The organism is Thalassolituus hydrocarboniclasticus (assembly GCF_025345565.1).
Taxonomy (GTDB): domain Bacteria; phylum Pseudomonadota; class Gammaproteobacteria; order Pseudomonadales; family Oceanobacteraceae; genus Venatoribacter; species Venatoribacter hydrocarboniclasticus.
The window spans coordinates 3,597,810-3,615,721 of the sequence record NZ_CP054475.1 but is presented as its reverse complement, the minus strand read 5'-3'; the positions used below and the strand labels follow the sequence as shown (position 1 = coordinate 3,615,721).

Below are 17,912 nucleotides of genomic sequence, written 5' to 3'. Positions count from 1 at the left end.
CTTTGTTCACTGTAAGCGCCCTGCGGGGCGCTTTTTTTTGCCCGCTATTCAGGGCAGAGGTTTGTAGCTGTTGCTGCACGAACAACAGCGCTGCCGTGCGTCTCAGAAACCCGTTATCTCAGAAGTCCGTGTCTCAGAAACCCGTACTGCCGGGCCGTTCAGCAGCGTTCTGGCCAGGTTTTACCGGTATTACCGGGCGGGCGTCAGCCATAAAAAAAGCGCCCCTTGGGGCGCTTTTTGTTGCGCTGCAGACCTTACAGATCTTTCATCGCAGTAATGGTTTCCTGAAGAACTTTCTTCGCGTCGCCGGATACCATCAGGCTGTTGTCGCGGATAAACAGTTCGTTCGGGATACCGGCGAAACCTGGTGACAGACCACGTTTCACTACCACAACGGTCTTGGCGTTGTGAACGTCCAGAATCGGCATACCGAAGATCGGCGAGGCCGGGTCTTTGGAAGCGGCCGGGTTAACCACGTCGTTGGCGCCCAGTACGATGGCTACATCAGTCTGCGAGAACTCAGGGTTGATGGTGTCCATTTCAACCAGCTGATCGTACGGTACTTCGGCTTCGGCCAGCAGTACGTTCATATGGCCAGGCATACGGCCGGCAACCGGGTGGATGGCGTATTTCACGTCACAACCCTTGGCTTCCAGCATGTTGGCCAGTTCGCGGGTAGCGTGCTGTGCCTGAGCAACGGCCAGACCGTAACCAGGAACGAAGACCACTTTCTGCGCGCCGTCTAACAGCATCGCCAGTTCGTCAGCGGAAGAGAACTTCACTTTGCCTTCGTAGAAAGCATCGTTCTCAGACTTGCTCACGCCAGCGGTTGCGGCCATAGAGCCACCGAACAGAACGTTGGTCAGGGAGCGGTTCATCGCCTTACACATGATGGTGGTCAGGATGATACCGGACGCGCCAACCAGAGAACCGGTGATGATCAGGCCGTTGTTGCCCAGTACGAAACCGGCAGCGGCACCGGCCAGACCGGAGTAAGAGTTCAGCAGGGATACCACAACCGGCATATCGGCACCGCCGATCGGCATCACCAGAGAAACACCCAGGATCAGACAGATGATGATCAGACCGGCAACCAGCATGTCGGAGTTCAGCGGATCAACAATGGCGAAGTACGCCGCACCACTGATCAGAACCAGGAAGCACAGTTTAACGATCCATTTGAACAGCATAACTTTGTTGCTGTCGCCGATTTTGCCTTTCAGTTTGCCAACGGCAACGAAAGAGCCGGTCAGGGTAACCGCACCGATCAGAATTGACAGAATAACCGCCAGCGACCAGTCGTAAGAGGCAGTGAACTGACCCATTTCCGCCAGCTTCTGGCTTTCCAGGTAGTTGGCTGCAGCAACCAGCAGGGAAGCACCGCCACCGATACCGTTCAGGCTGGCAACCATTTCCGGCATATCGGTCATGGCCACTTTCTTGGCGATAAAGGCACCGATAGCACCACCAACCAGAACACCGATGATGATGTATTCGAAACGCACCACGTTGTGGTCGAGCAGGGCGGCAATCACCGCAACCAGCATACCGATAGCCGACATCTGGTTACCGCGCACGGCGGTTTTCGGAGTGGTCATGCCTTTGATGCCGAAGATGAAGAGTACGGCGGCAGCCAGGTAACCTAAGTTAATCAGAATTTCCATTGTGTCCCGCTACCTTATTTCTTTTTGAACATGTTCAGCATGCGGTCGGTTACCATAAAACCGGCCACGATGTTGATGGTTGCCAGAATGATGGCGGCGACGCCCAGCACGGTAGACAGCACAGTGGTGTGCTCGCTGCCGCCGGAACTCAGGATGGCGCCAACCACGACGATGCCGGAAATAGCGTTAGTACCGCTCATCAGCGGGGTGTGCAGCGTAGGGGGTACTTTGTTGATCACTTCCACACCGACGAAGATCGCCAGTACGAAAATGGTCAGGCTCATGATGAACATTTCCATCAGATTTATTCCTTCTCGATCTGGGCTTTCAGGCCCGCGTGTTTGATTTCGCCGTCTTCGGTAATCAGAGTGGCGGCCACGATGTCATCGTCCATATTCACGTTGAGCACGCCTTCTTTGGACATGTTCAGCAGGAAGGTGGAGATGTTTTTGGTCAGCAGCTGGGAAGCATGCACAGGTACACGGCCCGGATGGTCGGTGTAACCGATGATGGTGACGCCATCGACGTACACTTTTTCGCCGGCCACAGTGCCTTCGACGTTACCGCCACGCTCGGCAGCCAGGTCGACGATCACAGAACCTTTCTTCATGTAGTGCAGCATTTCTTTGGTGATCAGGCGCGGAGACATCTTGCCCGGGATCGCCGCGGTGGTGATAACCAGATCCGCCTGGGATACCTTGGCGGTCATCTGTTCACGCTGCTTGCGGTAGAACTCTTCCGATTTCTCGGTCGCGTAACCGCCGGTAGCGCCGCCTTCTTCCTGTGGCAGGTCGAATTCAACGAACTTGGCACCCAGGGATTCTACCTGTTCGCGTACTTCGGCACGGGTATCGTAGGCTTCAACCACTGCACCCAGACGACGGGCGGTAGAGATCGCCATCAGACCGGCAACACCGGCACCAATGATGAATACACGCGCCGGGTGAATAGTACCGGCAGCGGTCATCAGCATCGGGAAGTACTGTGGCAGTGCCATCGCACCAGTCAGCACTGAACGGTAACCGGAGATTGCACCCATGGAGCTGAGTACGTCCATAGACTGCGCGCGGGTGGTACGCGGAATAAATTCCAGCGCGAAAGAACGCACTTTACGCTCGGCCAGTTGCTGAATCAGCGGCTGGTTGAACCAGGCATCCAGCATACAGATCAGGGTAATGCCTTCTTTCAGCAGAGGCACTTCGCTGTCCAGTGGCTGACGGACTTTCAGGATGATATCAGCCTGCTCGTACAGCGACTCAGCGGTCGGGGCGATGCTGGCACCGCTGCTGCGGTATTCTTCATCGCTGAAGTGAGCTGCATCGCCTGCGCCTTCCTGTACCACGACTTCAAAGCCGGCGGTCAGCAGGGTCTGAATCCCGGCTGGGATCAGGGCGACCCGGGCTTCCCCAGGATAGATTTCCTTAGGTACACCAATCAACATAGGTAAAACTCCTGTTGGATTATCTTGAAATTGTCAGCTGACCTGCGCGCGTTAATCGCGCAGCAGGCCAAGGGTGCTCAGGGTGTTCTGGCGGATGCTGCCGAGCAGTTCGGCATTGTTGACCAGAGATTCACCGTAGGATGGCACCAGCTCCTGCAGGCGGGCTTTCCAGCCGTTCTCCAGGCGCTCTTTAAAGCAGCGTTCAATCACTTCGATCATCGCCTGTGCGGCAACCGAAGCACCGGGTGATGCACCCAGCAGAGCAGCCAGCGAGCCGTCTTTGGCGGCTACCAGTTCGGTACCGAACTCCAGCTTGCCGCGCCCTTTGGCGTCTTTTTTGATGATCTGTACACGCTGACCGGCTTCGGCCAGTGTCCATTTGCCGGAGTCAGCGCCCGGGAAGTATTCACGCAGGGATTTCATGCGGTCTTCGTGGGATTGCAGCACTTCACCGATCAGGTATTTGGTCAGATCCATATTGTTCATACCCACGTCCATCATCGGCAGCAGGTTATTGGCACGTACGGATTTGATCAGGTCCAGCTTCGAGCCGGCCTTGAGGAACTTGGTGGTAAAACCAGCGTAAGGGCCGAACAGCAGCGCCGGAGTACCGTTGATGATGCGGGTATCCAGATGCGGAACCGACATCGGTGGCGCACCGATCGCGGCTTTGCCATAGACCTTGGCGTAATGACGCTTAACGGTGGCTTCGTCTTTACAGACCAGCCACTGACCGGAAACCGGGAAGCCGCCGTAGCCTTTGCTTTCCGGAATACCGGATTTCTGCAGCAGTGGCAGAGCGCCACCACCGGCACCAAGGAAGACAAAACCGGCTTCGATGGTTTTGCTCTTACCGGAGGTGCGGTCTTTCAGGCGTACTTTCCAGTTGCCGTCTTTGTTCTGCTCCAGTTCGCTGACTTCGTGGCTCAGCAGCAGCTCAAAGGCGTCACGCTTTTGCAGTGTTCCGACCAGATTGCGGGTCAGGGAGCCGAAGTCGACGTCGCTGCCGTAGTTAATACGGGTCGCCGCAATCTTTTCAGACGGGTCGCGGTTTTCCATCACCAGTGGCATCCACTGGCGCAGCACATCGTGGTCTTCGCTGTATTGCATGTCTTTGAACAGATGATGCGCGGACAGCTTTTCCCAGCGCTGACGCAGGAAGGCAACGTTACCTTCACCCCAGACAAAGCTGATGTGCGGGGTCGGGTTGATAAAGTTGTCCGGTGCCGGCAGGTCGCCGCTGCCAACCAGAGAAGTCCACAGCTGCAGGGATACTTCAAAGTTGGCATTGATGGTCAGGGCGCGGTTGATTTCGACGTCGCCCTGCTCGTTTTCCGGGGTGTAATTAAGTTCGCAATAGCCTGCGTGGCCAGTACCGGCATTGTTCCAGCCATCGGTACTTTCATGGGCGACATGATCCAGGCGTTCCACCATGGTCAGTCGGAGGGAAGGATCAAGCTTGTTGAGCAGGGTGCCCAGAGTGGCACTCATAACCCCGCCGCCAACCAGCAGTACATCTACCTTGTTTGTTGCCATTCGATTTCGCCTGTAGGTAAAAATCTGTACACAGTCCGGCACTGTTGGTGCCTGCCAGCGCGAGCTTGTGGCTCATTGTGTCTGCTGGCCAGAATTCAAACGGGCGTTTTATACACATGTTAGGCTTTAGTCGCAATGCAGGCCTGGTGGGGGTGATGCTGTATTTCAGGTTCACAAGGTGGTTTCGGATGCCCTGATTTCGGTCAATTTTTTACCAGTATTTTTATCTGAATCTGGCTGCATCCCGCACCGCACGTGCTGCGGCGCTCATTCTTATGGGCGAGTCAGTTCCGGCCACCGGCGCTGTCTGCATAGAGAGAACGCATATTCTTTATACCCGACATTTTTTCTGGTGATGAGAGAAGGATTCTCAGGTGGCAGCTGCAGCTGGCGGTAGGGTCAGGGGACGGTTGGTGATTGGCTGTTGCGGGAGGGAAGCTCAATCCACAGACGCCTGTCGGTCAGTGGTGTCAGCTCTGGCAGCAGAGGATTATGCAGCGGGATAATCCAGCTGTTGCTGAGCCGGCTGAGGGGGAATATGTCGCGTGTTGTCGGATGTTGTTGCAGAAAGGTCAGCAGTTCGCCGCTGGCAGCCAGTTGTTCCATGCCTTTGGTCAGCCGTTCGGCCAGGCGCGGGTTGTCACGGCTGACAAAGAAGTACATCGGAAACGGGTAGTTGAGAATGATGCGTTCGTAGATCATCAGATCATTACGGCTGATGTGGCTGACCTCGGCGTAGACTTCATTAATACCGCGCGGAAAGTAGTCGCAGCGACCAGCCTGCAGCAGCTGGTACATCACTTCAAACTTGGTTGCTCTCAGCACATTAAAGCCGTTGGCTTCCAGAATGTCTGAGTCCGGCCAGTGGTCGCCCTGACAGGCGCTCAGCTGTTGCAGGTCGCTGAGGTTATGCAGGGAATCAAAGCGGGCCTGATCGGCTTTGCGGATAACCGGAATGCGGATGCCAAGCAGCCCGGCGTGCAGGGGGATGCGGATTGGCTCTACGAAAACTTCACGCTCGCGGCTGGTGCCGGCCCAGAATACATCGATCAGGTTATCGTGCAGCGCCTGAAATGCCCGCGCCTGGGTCAGGCGGCTGATGCTGACCAGTTCGGCATCGCCATACTCTTTGCTGGTGTTACTGAGCACAAGGCGTAACAGGTCAGTGTAATAAAGGTAGCTGCCATCGACGGCCGTCCGCTGTGGCTGAACCCGTATCGCTTCGGCGGCGAAGGCGGAGCTGCTTATTAACAGGCACAGTATCAGCAGGGGATTGACCATGGTTGCCTCTGAAGGAGAACCGGCGGTACGGTTTCTGATTATCCGGGTTGTATAAAGTATGGCTGAAAGTGCAGCCGCTGTGCAGTCGGGAAAATTACCTGCTTCTTATTATGCTGTGCTGTGTGGGGCAGGCTGATCGGGTATATTGCAGCGCGGAGGTAGCACTATGCTCAACAGGATTCTTGAATTACTTGCAGATGGTCAGTTTCATTCCGGTGAAGAGCTGGGCGAAAAGCTGGGCGTCAGCCGGGCTGCGGTATGGAAACAACTGAAAAAACTCGATGAGCTGAATATTCCCTATTCCTCAGTTAAAGGAAAAGGTTATCGCCTGCAGGATGCTATTGAGTTATTGGATAAAGAGCGTATTCAGGGATCACTGAGTCAGCGTCTCGATATTCTGGAAATTCTGCTGGATGTTGGTTCTACCAATACCTATCTGTTTGAACGTGCCGGCGATCATATGGGTAAGCGTTATGCCGTGCTGGCTGAAAAGCAGGTCAGTGGGCGTGGTCGCCGTGGCCGGCAGTGGGTCAGCCCGTTTGGCAAGAATATTTATTTATCGCTGCTGGTTTCCTTTGCTGGTGGTATGGCCGCCCTTGAAGGACTGAGCCTGATGACGGCCATTGCCGTTGAAAAAGCACTCGCCCGGCTTGGGATTGAAGGTATAGGTCTTAAATGGCCGAACGATGTTTACGCTGACGGAAAAAAACTCGCCGGCATTTTGCTGGAAGTGACCGGTGAGTACAGCAGCCATTGTCAGGTTGTTATTGGTGTAGGACTCAATCTGGCGCTCAGCAACAGCGATGCGGAAAGTATTGAGCAACCCTGGGCCGAGTTGCGCAGCTTTAAGCCGGATCTGTCGCGTAATGAAGTGGCCGCCACCATTCTTGATGAGTTGCTTGCGGTGGTGGATGAATTTCAGCGCAATGGTTTTGCTCCCTATCAGCAATACTGGTCGGAACGCGATATTTATCACCAGCAGGAGGTACGTATTATTTCTGCTGCTAATGAAAAGCGCGGCAAGGTAAAAGGCGTTAACCGTAAAGGTGAGCTGATGCTGCAGACCGAGCATGGTATCGACGTTATTAATGCCGGAGAACTCAGTGTCCGTCCTGCTGATTGATGCCGGTAACAGCCGGGTAAAATGGCAGCTGCGTCAGGCTGGTATTATTGAAGCTCAGGGGGGTGTTGCTCACACCGATCTGGCGCAGATGTCTGATGCTGAAGCCGGCAGAATTTTCCCGGCGCACTGTGACCGTGTGGTGGTTGCCAGTGTGCGCGACAACGACAGCCTGCATCAGAGTCTGAATGCGCATTATGGCGCCAGACTGCGCTGGCTGGCGCAGCCGGTAAGCGATCATCCTGCTTTTATACATTGCTATGCGGAGCCGGGCAGGCTCGGAGTCGACCGCTGGCTGGCGATGCTGGGTGCGCGTTGCCATTATTCTGCACCATTAATAGTGGCGGATGCCGGGACGGCGCTGACGGTTGATTTAATGTCGGCAGACAATCACCATGAGGGCGGTTTTATCGTTCCTGGATTGCAGTTGGCGCAACAGGCGTTGTTTAACAGCACTCAGCGTGTCCGTCCTTATAATGACGAGCGGGCATCTCAGCAGTTGCTGCCGGGGCAGGATACGGTTGGCTGTGTCAGTTCGGGTGTTTATCGCCAACAGGCTGCGCTGGTGCGTTCGGTGCAGCAGGACTATCCGCAGCATGTGTTGGTTGTCACCGGTGGTGATGGTTTATGGTTGGCGACGCAGCTTGGCTGCGAGTACCGGCCTGATCTTGTATTTGATGGTATGGATTCCTTATGCGCTGGATCTTTTTTACCTTAGTGTTTGGCAACCTTCTGTTGCTGGCAACGTTTTGGCAGAAGCAGGGCGAAGCTGCTCCGGCTCCGCTGCGCGCTCTGGAAATTCCCGGTTCAGTGAAAACCCTGCAACTGGTCAGTGAGGCTGGGGATAGTCTGCAGCCAGCTGCTCCACGTAAGGTGGCCGATCAGCGCGAGGCTTTGTGCTACGTTGCAGGCCCTTATGCTGACGAGCTGGATGCACGTCATTTATTGGCGCGGGTCAGTGCCCTGAGTCTGCATGGCCGCATCAATACCGTTGATATTGAAAGTGGCGAACCTTCTGAATACTGGGTGCATGTGCCTCCGCGAGCTACCCGTGAAGAAGCTCTGCGCACATTAAAAGAACTGCAGAAGCGTAAATTCGACAGCTACATCATTACTCAGGGCGATCTGGCCGAAGGTGTTTCGCTGGGACTGTTCCGCAATAAAGAGTCCGCATACGGACTGCAGAAAGCGGTGGAGGAGTTTGATATTCCGGTTGAGGTGCTGGTGGTTAATAAGTCGGTGCGTGAATACTGGGTTGAAGTGATCGAAGTGTCACAGCTGAATGAGCGCATGCGTGAACGCATTCAGGCGGGCGATAAAGAAATCAGCTGGGCGCTGGTTGAGTGTAGCAATGCGGGCTAGTTGTACGTTATCTGCACAATCGGCGCCGTTTTTGCTGTAAATTCGTAAGTCGATAATAAATAAGCGAAAAAGTGTTGACAGGTATGCGCCTCATCAACATAATACGCGCCACTTCGGTGGGGTTCCCGAGCGGCCAAAGGGATCAGACTGTAAATCTGACGCGAAAGCTTCGCTGGTTCGAATCCAGCCCCCACCACCACTTTTGATCTGACGACCTGGTCGGCAGATCGGAGCCAGCAGGCAAGCTGTGTGGCCATTGTCCCGGCAAGTCTTCTGAGTAAGCGGGTATGGTACAATGGTAGAACCTCAGCCTTCCAAGCTGATGATGCGGGTTCGATTCCCGCTACCCGCTCCAAACTTCGCTGATATAGCTCAGGCGGTAGAGCGCATCCTTGGTAAGGATGAGGTCCCCAGTTCGATTCTGGGTATCAGCACCATTATTCGTAAAAAGGTAGGCCGATGGCCTGCCTTTTTGTGTATGTAACAAAGAAACGATAACCACACTGACAAAGAGACAGGGTCATGGCAAAGGAAACGTTTGAACGCTCAAAACCCCACGTAAACGTTGGCACTATCGGTCACGTTGACCACGGTAAAACCACTCTGACTGCGGCTCTGACCCGCGTATGTTCCGAAGTATGGGGCGGTGCAGCGGTAGCGTTCGACGGTATCGACAATGCTCCTGAAGAGCGTGAGCGTGGTATCACCATTTCTACCTCCCACGTAGAATACGAATCTCCGAACCGTCACTACGCACACGTAGACTGCCCGGGCCACGCTGACTATGTTAAAAACATGATCACCGGTGCTGCGCAGATGGACGGCGCGATCCTGGTATGTGGTTCTACTGACGGCCCAATGCCTCAGACCCGTGAACATATCCTGCTGTCCCGTCAGGTTGGTGTACCTTACATCGTTGTATTCCTGAACAAAGCTGACCTGCTGGCTGAAGATTGCGGCGGTGCCGATTCTGAAGAATACGCAGAGATGCTGGAACTGGTTGAAATGGAACTGCGTGACCTGCTGTCTGAATACGACTTCCCAGGCGACGACACTCCAATCATCCCAGGTTCTGCTCTGATGGCTCTGAACGGCGAAGACGACAACGAAATGGGTACGTCTGCTGTTAAGAAACTGGTAGAAACTCTGGATTCTTACATCCCTGAGCCAGAGCGTGCTATCGACGGCGCCTTCCTGATGCCAATCGAAGACGTATTCTCTATCCAGGGTCGTGGTACTGTTGTTACCGGTCGTGTTGAGCGTGGTATCGTTCGCACTGGTGAAGAACTGTCCATCATCGGTATCAAAGAGACCATCAAGACTACCTGTACCGGTGTTGAGATGTTCCGTAAGATCCTGGACGAAGGCCGTGCTGGTGAGAACGTAGGTGTTCTGCTGCGTGGTACCAAGCGTGACGAAGTTGAACGTGGTCAGGTTCTGGCGAAGCCAGGTTCTATCACTCCTCACACCAAGTTCGAATCTGAAGTATACGTACTGGGTAAAGATGAAGGTGGTCGTCACACTCCATTCTTCAAAGGTTACCGTCCACAGTTCTACTTCCGTACCACTGACGTAACTGGTGCTTGTGAGCTGCCAGAAGGCGTTGAGATGGTAATGCCAGGTGACAACGTTAAGCTGACCATCACTCTGATCGCTCCGATCGCGATGGATGAAGGTCTGCGTTTTGCGATCCGTGAAGGCGGTCGTACTGTTGGCGCCGGCGTTGTAGCAAAAATTATCGAATAATCAACCGTTAAGGCTTGATTATTCGGTGGGGGTGCTGTAACTTACGGCGCCCTAATTGAGTGTCTTTAGGCCAGTAGTTCAATTGGTAGAGCACCGGTCTCCAAAACCGGGTGTTGGGGGTTCGAGTCCCTCCTGGCCTGCCAAATTCTTGAATGGCAGCTTCGGCTGCCATTTTTGGCTTCAGGGAATTGTGATGAGTACCGATAGCAAAGCAAGTAAATCACCGTTGGATATATTGAAGTGGCTGCTGGCTGCAGCTTTTCTCGCTGCTGCCGTTGTGGGTAACTATGTCTACGCTGACATGCCACTGCTGTATCGCGTTCTGGGTGTTGTTGTTCTGATGGCTGTGAGTGCTGGTTTTGCGCTCACCAGTACTCAGGGCAAATCATTCCTGCAATTGCTGAAAGAAGCCAATGTGGAGCGCCGCAAGGTCGTGTGGCCGACGCGTCAGGAGACGCAGCAGACCACTCTGATCGTTGTTGTTGTGGTTGTATTGATGGCGCTGGTTCTGTGGGGTCTTGATTCTCTGCTGGGCTGGCTTGTTTCGTTGCTGGTAGGCTGAGGAGCTTTAAATGGCTATGCGCTGGTATGTTGTACACGCCTACTCAGGTTACGAAAAACGCGTACAGAATGCTCTGAAAGAGCGCGTCGAACTGCATGGTATGCAGGACTTTTTCGGCGACATTCTGGTTCCTACTGAAGAAGTAGTTGAAGTTCGCGAAGGCAAGAAGCGTAAAAGTGAGCGTAAGTTCTATCCGGGCTACGTTCTTGTACAGATGGAAATGAATGACGAGAGCTGGCATCTGGTTAAACAGACTCCTCGCGTCATGGGCTTTATTGGCGGAACCGCTGATAAGCCGGCTCCGATCACTGATCGTGAAGCGGATGCCATTCTGCAGCGTGTGCGTGATGGTGCAGATCGTCCTACCCATAAAACCATTTACGAGCCAGGTGAGGTTGTGCGCGTGACCGATGGTCCGTTTGCCGACTTTAACGGTGTGGTTGAAGGTGTGGATTATGAGAAGTCCCGTCTGCAGGTTGCGGTAACAATTTTTGGACGTGCGACGCCGGTCGAGCTGGAATTTACCCAGGTCGAAAAAGCAGGCTGAGCATTTGATAAATGACCGGGTTTCCGGTCGGGGAGCGCTGAACCCTGTCGGTGTGTCGGTGCGCTAATACCCATTCGGAGAAAACACATGGCTAAGAAAGTCGAAGGCTACATCAAGCTGCAGGTTGCAGCTGGTAAAGCGAACCCAAGTCCACCAGTTGGTCCGGCTCTGGGTCAGAAAGGTCTGAACATCATGGAATTCTGTAAAGCGTTCAATGCTCAGACTCAGGGTATGGAAGCTGGCATGCCAGTTCCAGTGATCATCACTGCATACAGTGACCGTTCATTCACCTTCGAACTGAAAACTCCTCCTGCATCTTACCTGCTGAAAAAAGCAGCTGGCCTGACCAGTGGTTCTGCTCGTCCGAACACTGTGAAAGTCGGTACTGTTAACCGTGCTCAGCTGGAAGAAATTGCCAACGTTAAAATGAAAGACCTGACTGCAGCCGATATGGATGCAGCGGTACGTACCATCGCTGGTTCTGCCCGCGCTATGGGTCTGAACGTGGAAGGAGTTGAGTAATGGCTAAGCTGACTAAGCGCCAGAAGGCAATCGCAGAGAAAGTAGAAGCCGGCAAAGTATATTCTTTCGCTGATGCAGCTGCTCTGCTGGGTGAACTGTCCACCGTTAAGTTCAAAGAATCTGTAGACGTTGCCGTAAACCTGGGCATCGATGCACGTAAATCCGATCAGAACGTTCGTAGCTCTACCGTACTGCCAAACGGCACCGGTAAGACCATGCGCGTTGCTGTATTCACTCAGGGCGCAAACGCTGAAGCTGCTAAAGCTGCAGGCGCCGACGAAGTGGGTATGGACGATCTGGCTGAAAAAATCAAAGGCGGCGACCTGAACTTTGACGTTGTTATTGCTTCTCCGGATGCAATGCGCGTTGTAGGTATGCTGGGTCAGGTACTGGGTCCGCGTGGCCTGATGCCAAACCCGAAAGTAGGTACTGTAACTCCAGACGTTGCTACCGCCGTTAAAAATGCCAAAGCAGGTCAGGTGCGTTACCGCAATGACAAGAACGGTATTATCCACACCACCATCGGTAAAGTGGATTTCACCGCTCAGGCTCTGCAGGAAAACCTGACAGCCCTGCTGGCTGACCTGAAAAAAGCCAAACCTTCTTCTGCCAAAGGCGTTTACATGAAGAAAGTGACCATCAGCACTACGATGGGTCCTGGTTTGGTGGTTGATCACTCCTCTCTGGATTTTTAATCCGGGCTGACTGATTAACCAAACGATCTTTGGGGTTGTCGCCGGATACATTATTCAGGCGGCAGCTGTCAAAGACCGCAGGAGTGAGGATAAGCCTCTGGTTTGTCCTCACTTAATATTTCCTGCGTAGATGGTGTGTGGCCCCTTCAGAATTCTGAATTGTCACACCGAGACTGGCTCATCTGAGCTCAATTTAACTTTTTAGGAGTTAATCGTGGCCTTAGGACTCGAAGATAAGAAGGCGATTGTCGCCGAAGTCCAGGAAGCAGCTCAAGGTGCTCTGTCTGCTGTTGTTGCGGATTCCCGCGGCGTAACAGTAGGCGCCATGACCGCTCTGCGTAAAGAAGCACGTGAAGCTGGTGTTTGGATGAAAGTCGTCCGTAACACTCTGGCTCGCCGTGCTGTTGAAGGTACCCCATACGAGTGTCTGACTGACGTCCTCGTTGGCCCAAGCCTGATTGCTTTCTCTACCGAACATCCAGGTGCGGCTGCCCGTATCTTTAAGGATTTCGCTAAGCAGAACAGCAAGTTTGAGCTGAAAGCCGGTGCTTTCGAAGGTTCCGTAGTTTCTATCGACATGCTGGCAACTCTGCCGACTTACGACGAAGCTATCGCGAAACTGATGAGCGTCATGAAAGAAGCGTCTGCAGGCAAATTGGTTCGTACCATTGCTGCTATCCGCGACCAGAAAGAACAAGCTGCCTGATTTCAGGTGGATCTTACAACGATTTAACGAGCACTTTGCTCCATTAAATTTAGGAATAGTCTCATGTCACTGACTAAAGAAGATATCATCAACGCTATCGCTGAAATGTCCGTAATGGACGTTGTAGAACTGGTTTCTGCGATGGAAGAAAAATTCGGCGTATCTGCTGCAGCTGCAGTAGTTGCTGGTCCAGCTGCTGGCGGCGACGCTGGTGCTGCTGAAGCACAATCAGAATTCGACGTAATCCTGAGCGGTGCTGGCGACAAGAAAGTTAACGTAATCAAAGCAGTACGTGAACTGACTGGTCTGGGCCTGAAAGAAGCTAAAGCAATGGTTGATGGCGCTCCAGCAACTGTTAAAGAAGGCGTTTCTAAAGAAGACGCTGAAGCTGCTAAAGCAACTCTTGAAGCGGCTGGTGCTCTGGTCGAGATCAAGTAATTTGCAATTCATTGCAAAGATGCTTTTGCCGCGCCAGATTCTGAGCGCGGCAACCGGCTGACGGGTTTTTCCCGTCGGCCTTTTTCACGTTATGGAATTCGTGAGCACGCTGGCATACTGCTGGGTTCAAACGCAAGGCAAGTCCTTGAGCCATGGGTGTAACGCCCAATCGAGGAAACAGTCCGGGGATAACTGATGGCTTACTCATATACTGAGAAAAAACGTATCCGTAAGGATTTCGGTAAATTACCGAGTGTCATGGATGTGCCATACCTGTTGGCCATTCAAATCGACTCCTATCGCAAATTCTTGCAAGAGGGGGCATTCGCTGAGGACCGTATCGATATTGGTCTTCATGCAGCATTTAAATCTGTCTTCCCAATTGTAAGTTATTCCGGGAATGCGGCTCTGGAGTACGTGAGCTACCGCCTCGGTACCCCTACCTTTGATGAAAAAGAGTGTATGTTGCGTGGTGTTACCTACGCTGCACCGCTGCGCGTCAAGGTTCGTCTGATTATTTACGATAAAGAATCTTCGACCAAAGCCATCAAAGACATTAAAGAACAAGAAGTCTACATGGGTGAAATGCCCCTGATGACTGACAACGGTACCTTTATCGTTAACGGTACCGAGCGCGTGATCGTGTCTCAGCTGCACCGTTCACCTGGTGTGTTCTTCGATCACGACAAAGGTAAAACCCATTCTTCCGGTAAGCTGCTGTATAACGCCCGCGTTATTCCTTACCGTGGTTCATGGCTGGACTTCGAGTTCGATCCGAAAGACCTGGTCTTCGTTCGTATCGACCGTCGTCGTAAGCTGCCTGCATCTATTCTGCTGCGCGCACTGGGCTTCTCTACTGAAGAAATCCTGGCGACCTTCTTTGAAAACGACAGCTACCGTCTGACCGATGACGGTGCCATGCTGAAGCTGATCCCGGCGCGTCTGCGTGGTGAAACTGCTGCGTTCGATATCAAAGACAACGACGGCAATGTGATCGTTGAAGGCACCCGTCGTATTACTGCCCGTCATATCCGTCAGCTGGAAAAAGCTAACGTTGAAGAGCTGGCAGTACCTGTGGATTACCTGCTGGGTAAATCCATGGCGAAAGACATCATTGATCAGAAGAGCGGTGAAGTTCTGGCTGCAGCCAACAGTGAAGTAACTGTTGAATTGCTGGCCAAAATGGCTGCTTCCGGCATCAAAGAGTTTGAAACCATTTACACCAATGAACTGGACTGCGGTTCGTTCATGTCCGACACCCTGCGTGCCGATCCGACCAGCAACGCTCTGGAAGCGCTGGTTGAAATCTACCGCATGATGCGTCCTGGTGAGCCACCAACAAAAGAAAGTGCCGAAGCGCTGTTCGAAAACCTGTTCTTCAGCGACGAGCGTTACGACCTGTCTGCGGTTGGCCGCATGAAGTTCAACCGTCGTATCGGCCGTGAAGAAATCACCGGTGCCGGCACGCTGGATAAAGAAGACATCATCGCGGTTATGAAAACCCTGATCGATATCCGTAACGGTAAAGGCATCGTTGACGACATCGACCACCTGGGTAACCGTCGTATCCGTTCTGTGGGCGAAATGGCCGAAAACCAGTTCCGTGTAGGTCTGGTACGTGTTGAGCGTGCAGTACGTGAGCGTCTGTCTATGGCAGAGTCTGAAGGCCTGATGCCTCAGGATCTGATCAACGCCAAGCCGGTTGCGGCAGCCGTTAAAGAATTCTTCGGCTCTTCCCAGCTGTCTCAGTTTATGGACCAGAACAACCCGCTGTCTGAGGTAACTCACAAGCGTCGTATTTCTGCTCTTGGACCTGGCGGTCTGACCCGTGAACGCGCAGGCTTCGAAGTGCGTGACGTACACGCGACTCACTACGGTCGCGTATGTCCTATTGAAACGCCTGAAGGTCCGAACATTGGTCTGATCAACTCTCTGGCATCTTATGCCCGCACCAACGAATACGGTTTCCTCGAAACTCCGTACCGTCGTGTTGTTGAAGGTGTTGTGACCGATGAGATCATCTACGTATCTGCTATTGAAGAAGCGGATTACGTTATTGCACAGGCTTCGGTTGAAACTGATGAAAACGGCAAGCTGCAGGGCGACCTGATCTCTGTACGTCATCAGAACGAATTTACCGTGATGTCTCCGGACAACGTAACCCTGCAGGACGTATCTCCGCAGCAGGTTGTGTCCATCGCTGCATCCCTGATCCCGTTCCTCGAACACGATGACGCCAACCGCGCATTGATGGGATCGAACATGCAGCGTCAGGCCGTTCCGACCCTGAAATCAGAGAAGCCTCTGGTGGGTACCGGTATGGAACGTTCTGTAGCGGCTGACTCCGGTGTGTGTGTGGTGGCCAAACGTGGTGGTGTGATCGATTCCGTTGACGCCTCCCGTATCGTGGTAAAAGTGAACGATGACGAAACCGTTGCTGGTGAAGCCGGTGTCGACATCTACAACCTGACCAAATACACCCGTTCTAACCAGAACACCTGCATCAACCAGCGTCCGCTGGTGAAAGCCGGTGACAGCATTGAACGTGGCGATATCATGGCTGACGGCCCGTCCGTTGACCTGGGTGAGCTGGCTCTGGGCCAGAACTTCCGCATCGCCTTCATGCCATGGAACGGTTACAACTACGAAGACTCCATCCTGCTGTCCGAGCGTGTGTCTCAGGAAGATCGCCTGACCACCATCCACATTCAGGAACTGACCTGTGTGGCGCGTGACACCAAGCTGGGCGCAGAAGAAATCACGTCGGATATTCCGAACGTGGGTGAAGCTGCCCTGGGTAAACTGGACGAGTCCGGTATCGTTTATATCGGTGCTGAAGTTAAGCCTGGCGACATCCTGGTTGGTAAGGTAACTCCGAAAGGTGAAACCCAGCTGACTCCGGAAGAAAAACTGCTGCGTGCGATCTTCGGTGAAAAAGCCTCTGACGTAAAAGATACTTCTCTGCGCGTTAAGACCGGCACCACCGGTACCGTAATCGACGTACAGGTCTTCACCCGTGATGGCGTGGAAAAAGACCAGCGTGCGCTGGAAATCGAACAGATGCAGCTGGACGAAGTCCGCAAAGATCTGAACGAAGAAATGCGTATCGTTAAAGGTGCTACTTACGAGCGTCTGCAGCGTGCCCTGAACGGTGCTGTAGTGAATGCCGCTCCTGGTCTGAAGAAAGGCGACAGCCTGACTCAAGAGTACCTGCAGTCTCTGGAAGCCGATCAGTGGTTCAAGATCCTGCCACAGGACGAAGCACTGGCCGAAATGCTGGACGTTGCCGAGAAATCTCTGGCCGAGCGTCGCAAGCAGCTGGATGACAAGTTCGAAGACAAGAAGCGCAAGCTGCAGACCGGCGATGACCTGGCTCCTGGCGTACTGAAGATTGTTAAGGTTTACCTGGCAATCAAACGTAAGATCCAGCCTGGTGACAAGATGGCGGGTCGTCACGGTAACAAAGGTGTTATCTCTGCGATCAAGCCAATCGAAGATATGCCATACGATGAAAACGGCGTGGCCGTGGACATCTGTCTGAACCCGCTGGGTGTACCATCGCGTATGAACGTGGGTCAGATCATGGAGATCCACCTGGGTCTGGCAGCCAAAGGTCTGGGCGAGAAAATCGACCGCATGATCAAAGAACAGCAGGAAATCGCCAAGTTGCGTGAACTGCTGAACGAGATCTACAACGGTGGCGATGGCCGCGTCGAAGACTTTGACAGCTTCAGCGATGCTGAAATCCTGGAACTGGGTAACAACCTGCGTGGCGGTGTGCCAATGGCAACACCAGCGTTTGACGGTGCGAAAGAAGCCGAAATCAAGCGTATGCTGCGTCTGGCCGATCTGCCGGATTCCGGTCAGATGACGCTGTACGATGGTCGCACCGGCGAAGCCTTCGACCGTCAGGTAACCGTAGGTTACATGTACATGCTGAAACTGAACCACCTGGTTGACGACAAGATGCACGCCCGTTCGACCGGCTCTTACAGTCTGGTTACCCAGCAGCCGCTTGGCGGTAAAGCACAGTTCGGTGGTCAGCGTTTCGGGGAGATGGAAGTGTGGGCACTGGAAGCATACGGTGCCGCTTACACTCTGCAGGAAATGCTTACTGTTAAATCCGATGACGTGGCCGGCCGTACCAAGATGTATAAAAACATCGTGGATGGCGACCACCGTATGGAAGCCGGTATGCCGGAATCCTTTAACGTACTGGTTAAAGAGATCCGCTCACTGGGCATCGACATCGAACTGGAAAACGAATAAGCGGATGAGCAGTGTTCAGGTGG

Annotated in this window: 16 protein-coding genes and 4 tRNA genes; 15 read left to right on the top strand and 5 right to left on the bottom strand. The window is 53.4% G+C overall.

Annotation, left to right across the window (positions count from 1 at the left end):
* Nucleotides 1-254: 254 nt before the first annotated feature.
* From HUF19_RS16245 to HUF19_RS16225, 5 genes are all read right to left on the bottom strand, one after another.
* Entirely contained in the window at nucleotides 255-1,664 is a 1,410-nt protein-coding gene (locus HUF19_RS16245; RefSeq protein ID WP_260997571.1) for an NAD(P)(+) transhydrogenase (Re/Si-specific) subunit beta, read from the bottom strand.
* Between the two features lie 14 nt (nucleotides 1,665-1,678).
* A complete protein-coding gene (locus tag HUF19_RS16240) occupies nucleotides 1,679-1,963 on the bottom strand; it encodes an NAD(P) transhydrogenase subunit alpha part 2 (RefSeq protein WP_225691014.1) in 285 nt (94 codons plus the stop codon).
* Nucleotides 1,964-1,968: 5 nt separating this feature from the next.
* Nucleotides 1,969-3,105 (bottom strand): Re/Si-specific NAD(P)(+) transhydrogenase subunit alpha, encoded by a 1,137-nt coding sequence (locus tag HUF19_RS16235; protein ID WP_260997570.1) that lies wholly within the window; start codon nucleotides 3,103-3,105, stop codon nucleotides 1,969-1,971.
* A gap of 51 nt (nucleotides 3,106-3,156) precedes the next feature.
* Nucleotides 3,157-4,641 (bottom strand): malate dehydrogenase (quinone), encoded by a 1,485-nt coding sequence (gene mqo, locus HUF19_RS16230; protein ID WP_260997569.1) that lies wholly within the window; start codon nucleotides 4,639-4,641, stop codon nucleotides 3,157-3,159.
* Between the two features lie 399 nt (nucleotides 4,642-5,040).
* Nucleotides 5,041-5,922 (bottom strand): substrate-binding periplasmic protein, encoded by an 882-nt coding sequence (locus tag HUF19_RS16225; RefSeq protein ID WP_260997568.1) that lies wholly within the window; start codon nucleotides 5,920-5,922, stop codon nucleotides 5,041-5,043.
* A 166-nt stretch (nucleotides 5,923-6,088) separates the two neighbouring features.
* Here HUF19_RS16225 and birA point away from each other — a divergent pair, with 166 nt between their 5' ends.
* The 15 genes from birA to rpoB all read left to right on the top strand — a co-directional run bounded on the left by birA (nucleotide 6,089) and on the right by rpoB (nucleotide 17,889).
* Entirely contained in the window at nucleotides 6,089-7,045 is a 957-nt protein-coding gene (gene birA / locus HUF19_RS16220; protein ID WP_260997567.1) for a bifunctional biotin--[acetyl-CoA-carboxylase] ligase/biotin operon repressor BirA, read from the top strand.
* On the top strand, nucleotides 7,026-7,760 hold the full coding sequence (locus tag HUF19_RS16215; RefSeq protein ID WP_260997566.1) for a type III pantothenate kinase: 735 nt from the start codon (nucleotides 7,026-7,028) through the stop codon (nucleotides 7,758-7,760). Before birA ends, HUF19_RS16215 begins: the two co-directional genes overlap by 20 nt.
* The gene (locus HUF19_RS16210) at nucleotides 7,736-8,404 is read left to right on the top strand and encodes an SPOR domain-containing protein (protein ID WP_260997565.1); all 669 of its coding nucleotides are present in this window, start codon (nucleotides 7,736-7,738) and stop codon (nucleotides 8,402-8,404) included. Before HUF19_RS16215 ends, HUF19_RS16210 begins: the two co-directional genes overlap by 25 nt.
* Nucleotides 8,405-8,519: 115 nt before the next feature.
* Nucleotides 8,520-8,603: transfer RNA gene (locus HUF19_RS16205), tRNA-Tyr, on the top strand.
* 82 nt (nucleotides 8,604-8,685) lie between these two features.
* Nucleotides 8,686-8,759, top strand: a tRNA-Gly gene (locus HUF19_RS16200).
* A gap of 6 nt (nucleotides 8,760-8,765) precedes the next feature.
* Nucleotides 8,766-8,841, top strand: a tRNA-Thr gene (locus HUF19_RS16195).
* Nucleotides 8,842-8,926: 85 nt separating this feature from the next.
* Nucleotides 8,927-10,150, top strand: coding sequence for an elongation factor Tu (gene tuf / locus HUF19_RS16190; RefSeq protein WP_260997559.1), 1,224 nt, complete (start codon nucleotides 8,927-8,929; stop codon nucleotides 10,148-10,150).
* A 67-nt stretch (nucleotides 10,151-10,217) separates the two neighbouring features.
* Nucleotides 10,218-10,293: transfer RNA gene (locus HUF19_RS16185), tRNA-Trp, on the top strand.
* Nucleotides 10,294-10,343: 50 nt separating this feature from the next.
* Nucleotides 10,344-10,712 (top strand): preprotein translocase subunit SecE, encoded by a 369-nt coding sequence (gene secE, locus HUF19_RS16180; RefSeq protein ID WP_260997564.1) that lies wholly within the window; start codon nucleotides 10,344-10,346, stop codon nucleotides 10,710-10,712.
* 10 nt (nucleotides 10,713-10,722) lie between these two features.
* Nucleotides 10,723-11,259, top strand: coding sequence for a transcription termination/antitermination protein NusG (gene nusG / locus HUF19_RS16175; protein ID WP_145471114.1), 537 nt, complete (start codon nucleotides 10,723-10,725; stop codon nucleotides 11,257-11,259).
* An 87-nt stretch (nucleotides 11,260-11,346) separates the two neighbouring features.
* The gene (gene rplK / locus HUF19_RS16170; protein ID WP_145471115.1) at nucleotides 11,347-11,781 is read left to right on the top strand and encodes a 50S ribosomal protein L11; all 435 of its coding nucleotides are present in this window, start codon (nucleotides 11,347-11,349) and stop codon (nucleotides 11,779-11,781) included.
* Nucleotides 11,781-12,476: a 50S ribosomal protein L1 gene (gene rplA / locus HUF19_RS16165; protein WP_145471116.1), complete on the top strand. Its 696-nt coding sequence runs from the start codon at nucleotides 11,781-11,783 to the stop codon at nucleotides 12,474-12,476. Before rplK ends, rplA begins: the two co-directional genes overlap by 1 nt.
* Before the next feature lie 214 nt (nucleotides 12,477-12,690).
* On the top strand, nucleotides 12,691-13,182 hold the full coding sequence (rplJ, locus tag HUF19_RS16160) for a 50S ribosomal protein L10 (protein ID WP_260997563.1): 492 nt from the start codon (nucleotides 12,691-12,693) through the stop codon (nucleotides 13,180-13,182).
* 63 nt (nucleotides 13,183-13,245) lie between these two features.
* Nucleotides 13,246-13,620 carry a 50S ribosomal protein L7/L12 gene (rplL, locus tag HUF19_RS16155; protein ID WP_145471118.1) on the top strand — a complete coding sequence of 125 codons (375 nt, stop codon included), beginning with the start codon at nucleotides 13,246-13,248 and terminating at the stop codon, nucleotides 13,618-13,620.
* A gap of 195 nt (nucleotides 13,621-13,815) precedes the next feature.
* Nucleotides 13,816-17,889, top strand: a complete 4,074-nt coding sequence (gene rpoB / locus HUF19_RS16150; protein ID WP_225691007.1) for a DNA-directed RNA polymerase subunit beta — start codon at nucleotides 13,816-13,818, stop codon at nucleotides 17,887-17,889.
* Nucleotides 17,890-17,912: the final 23 nt, after the last annotated feature.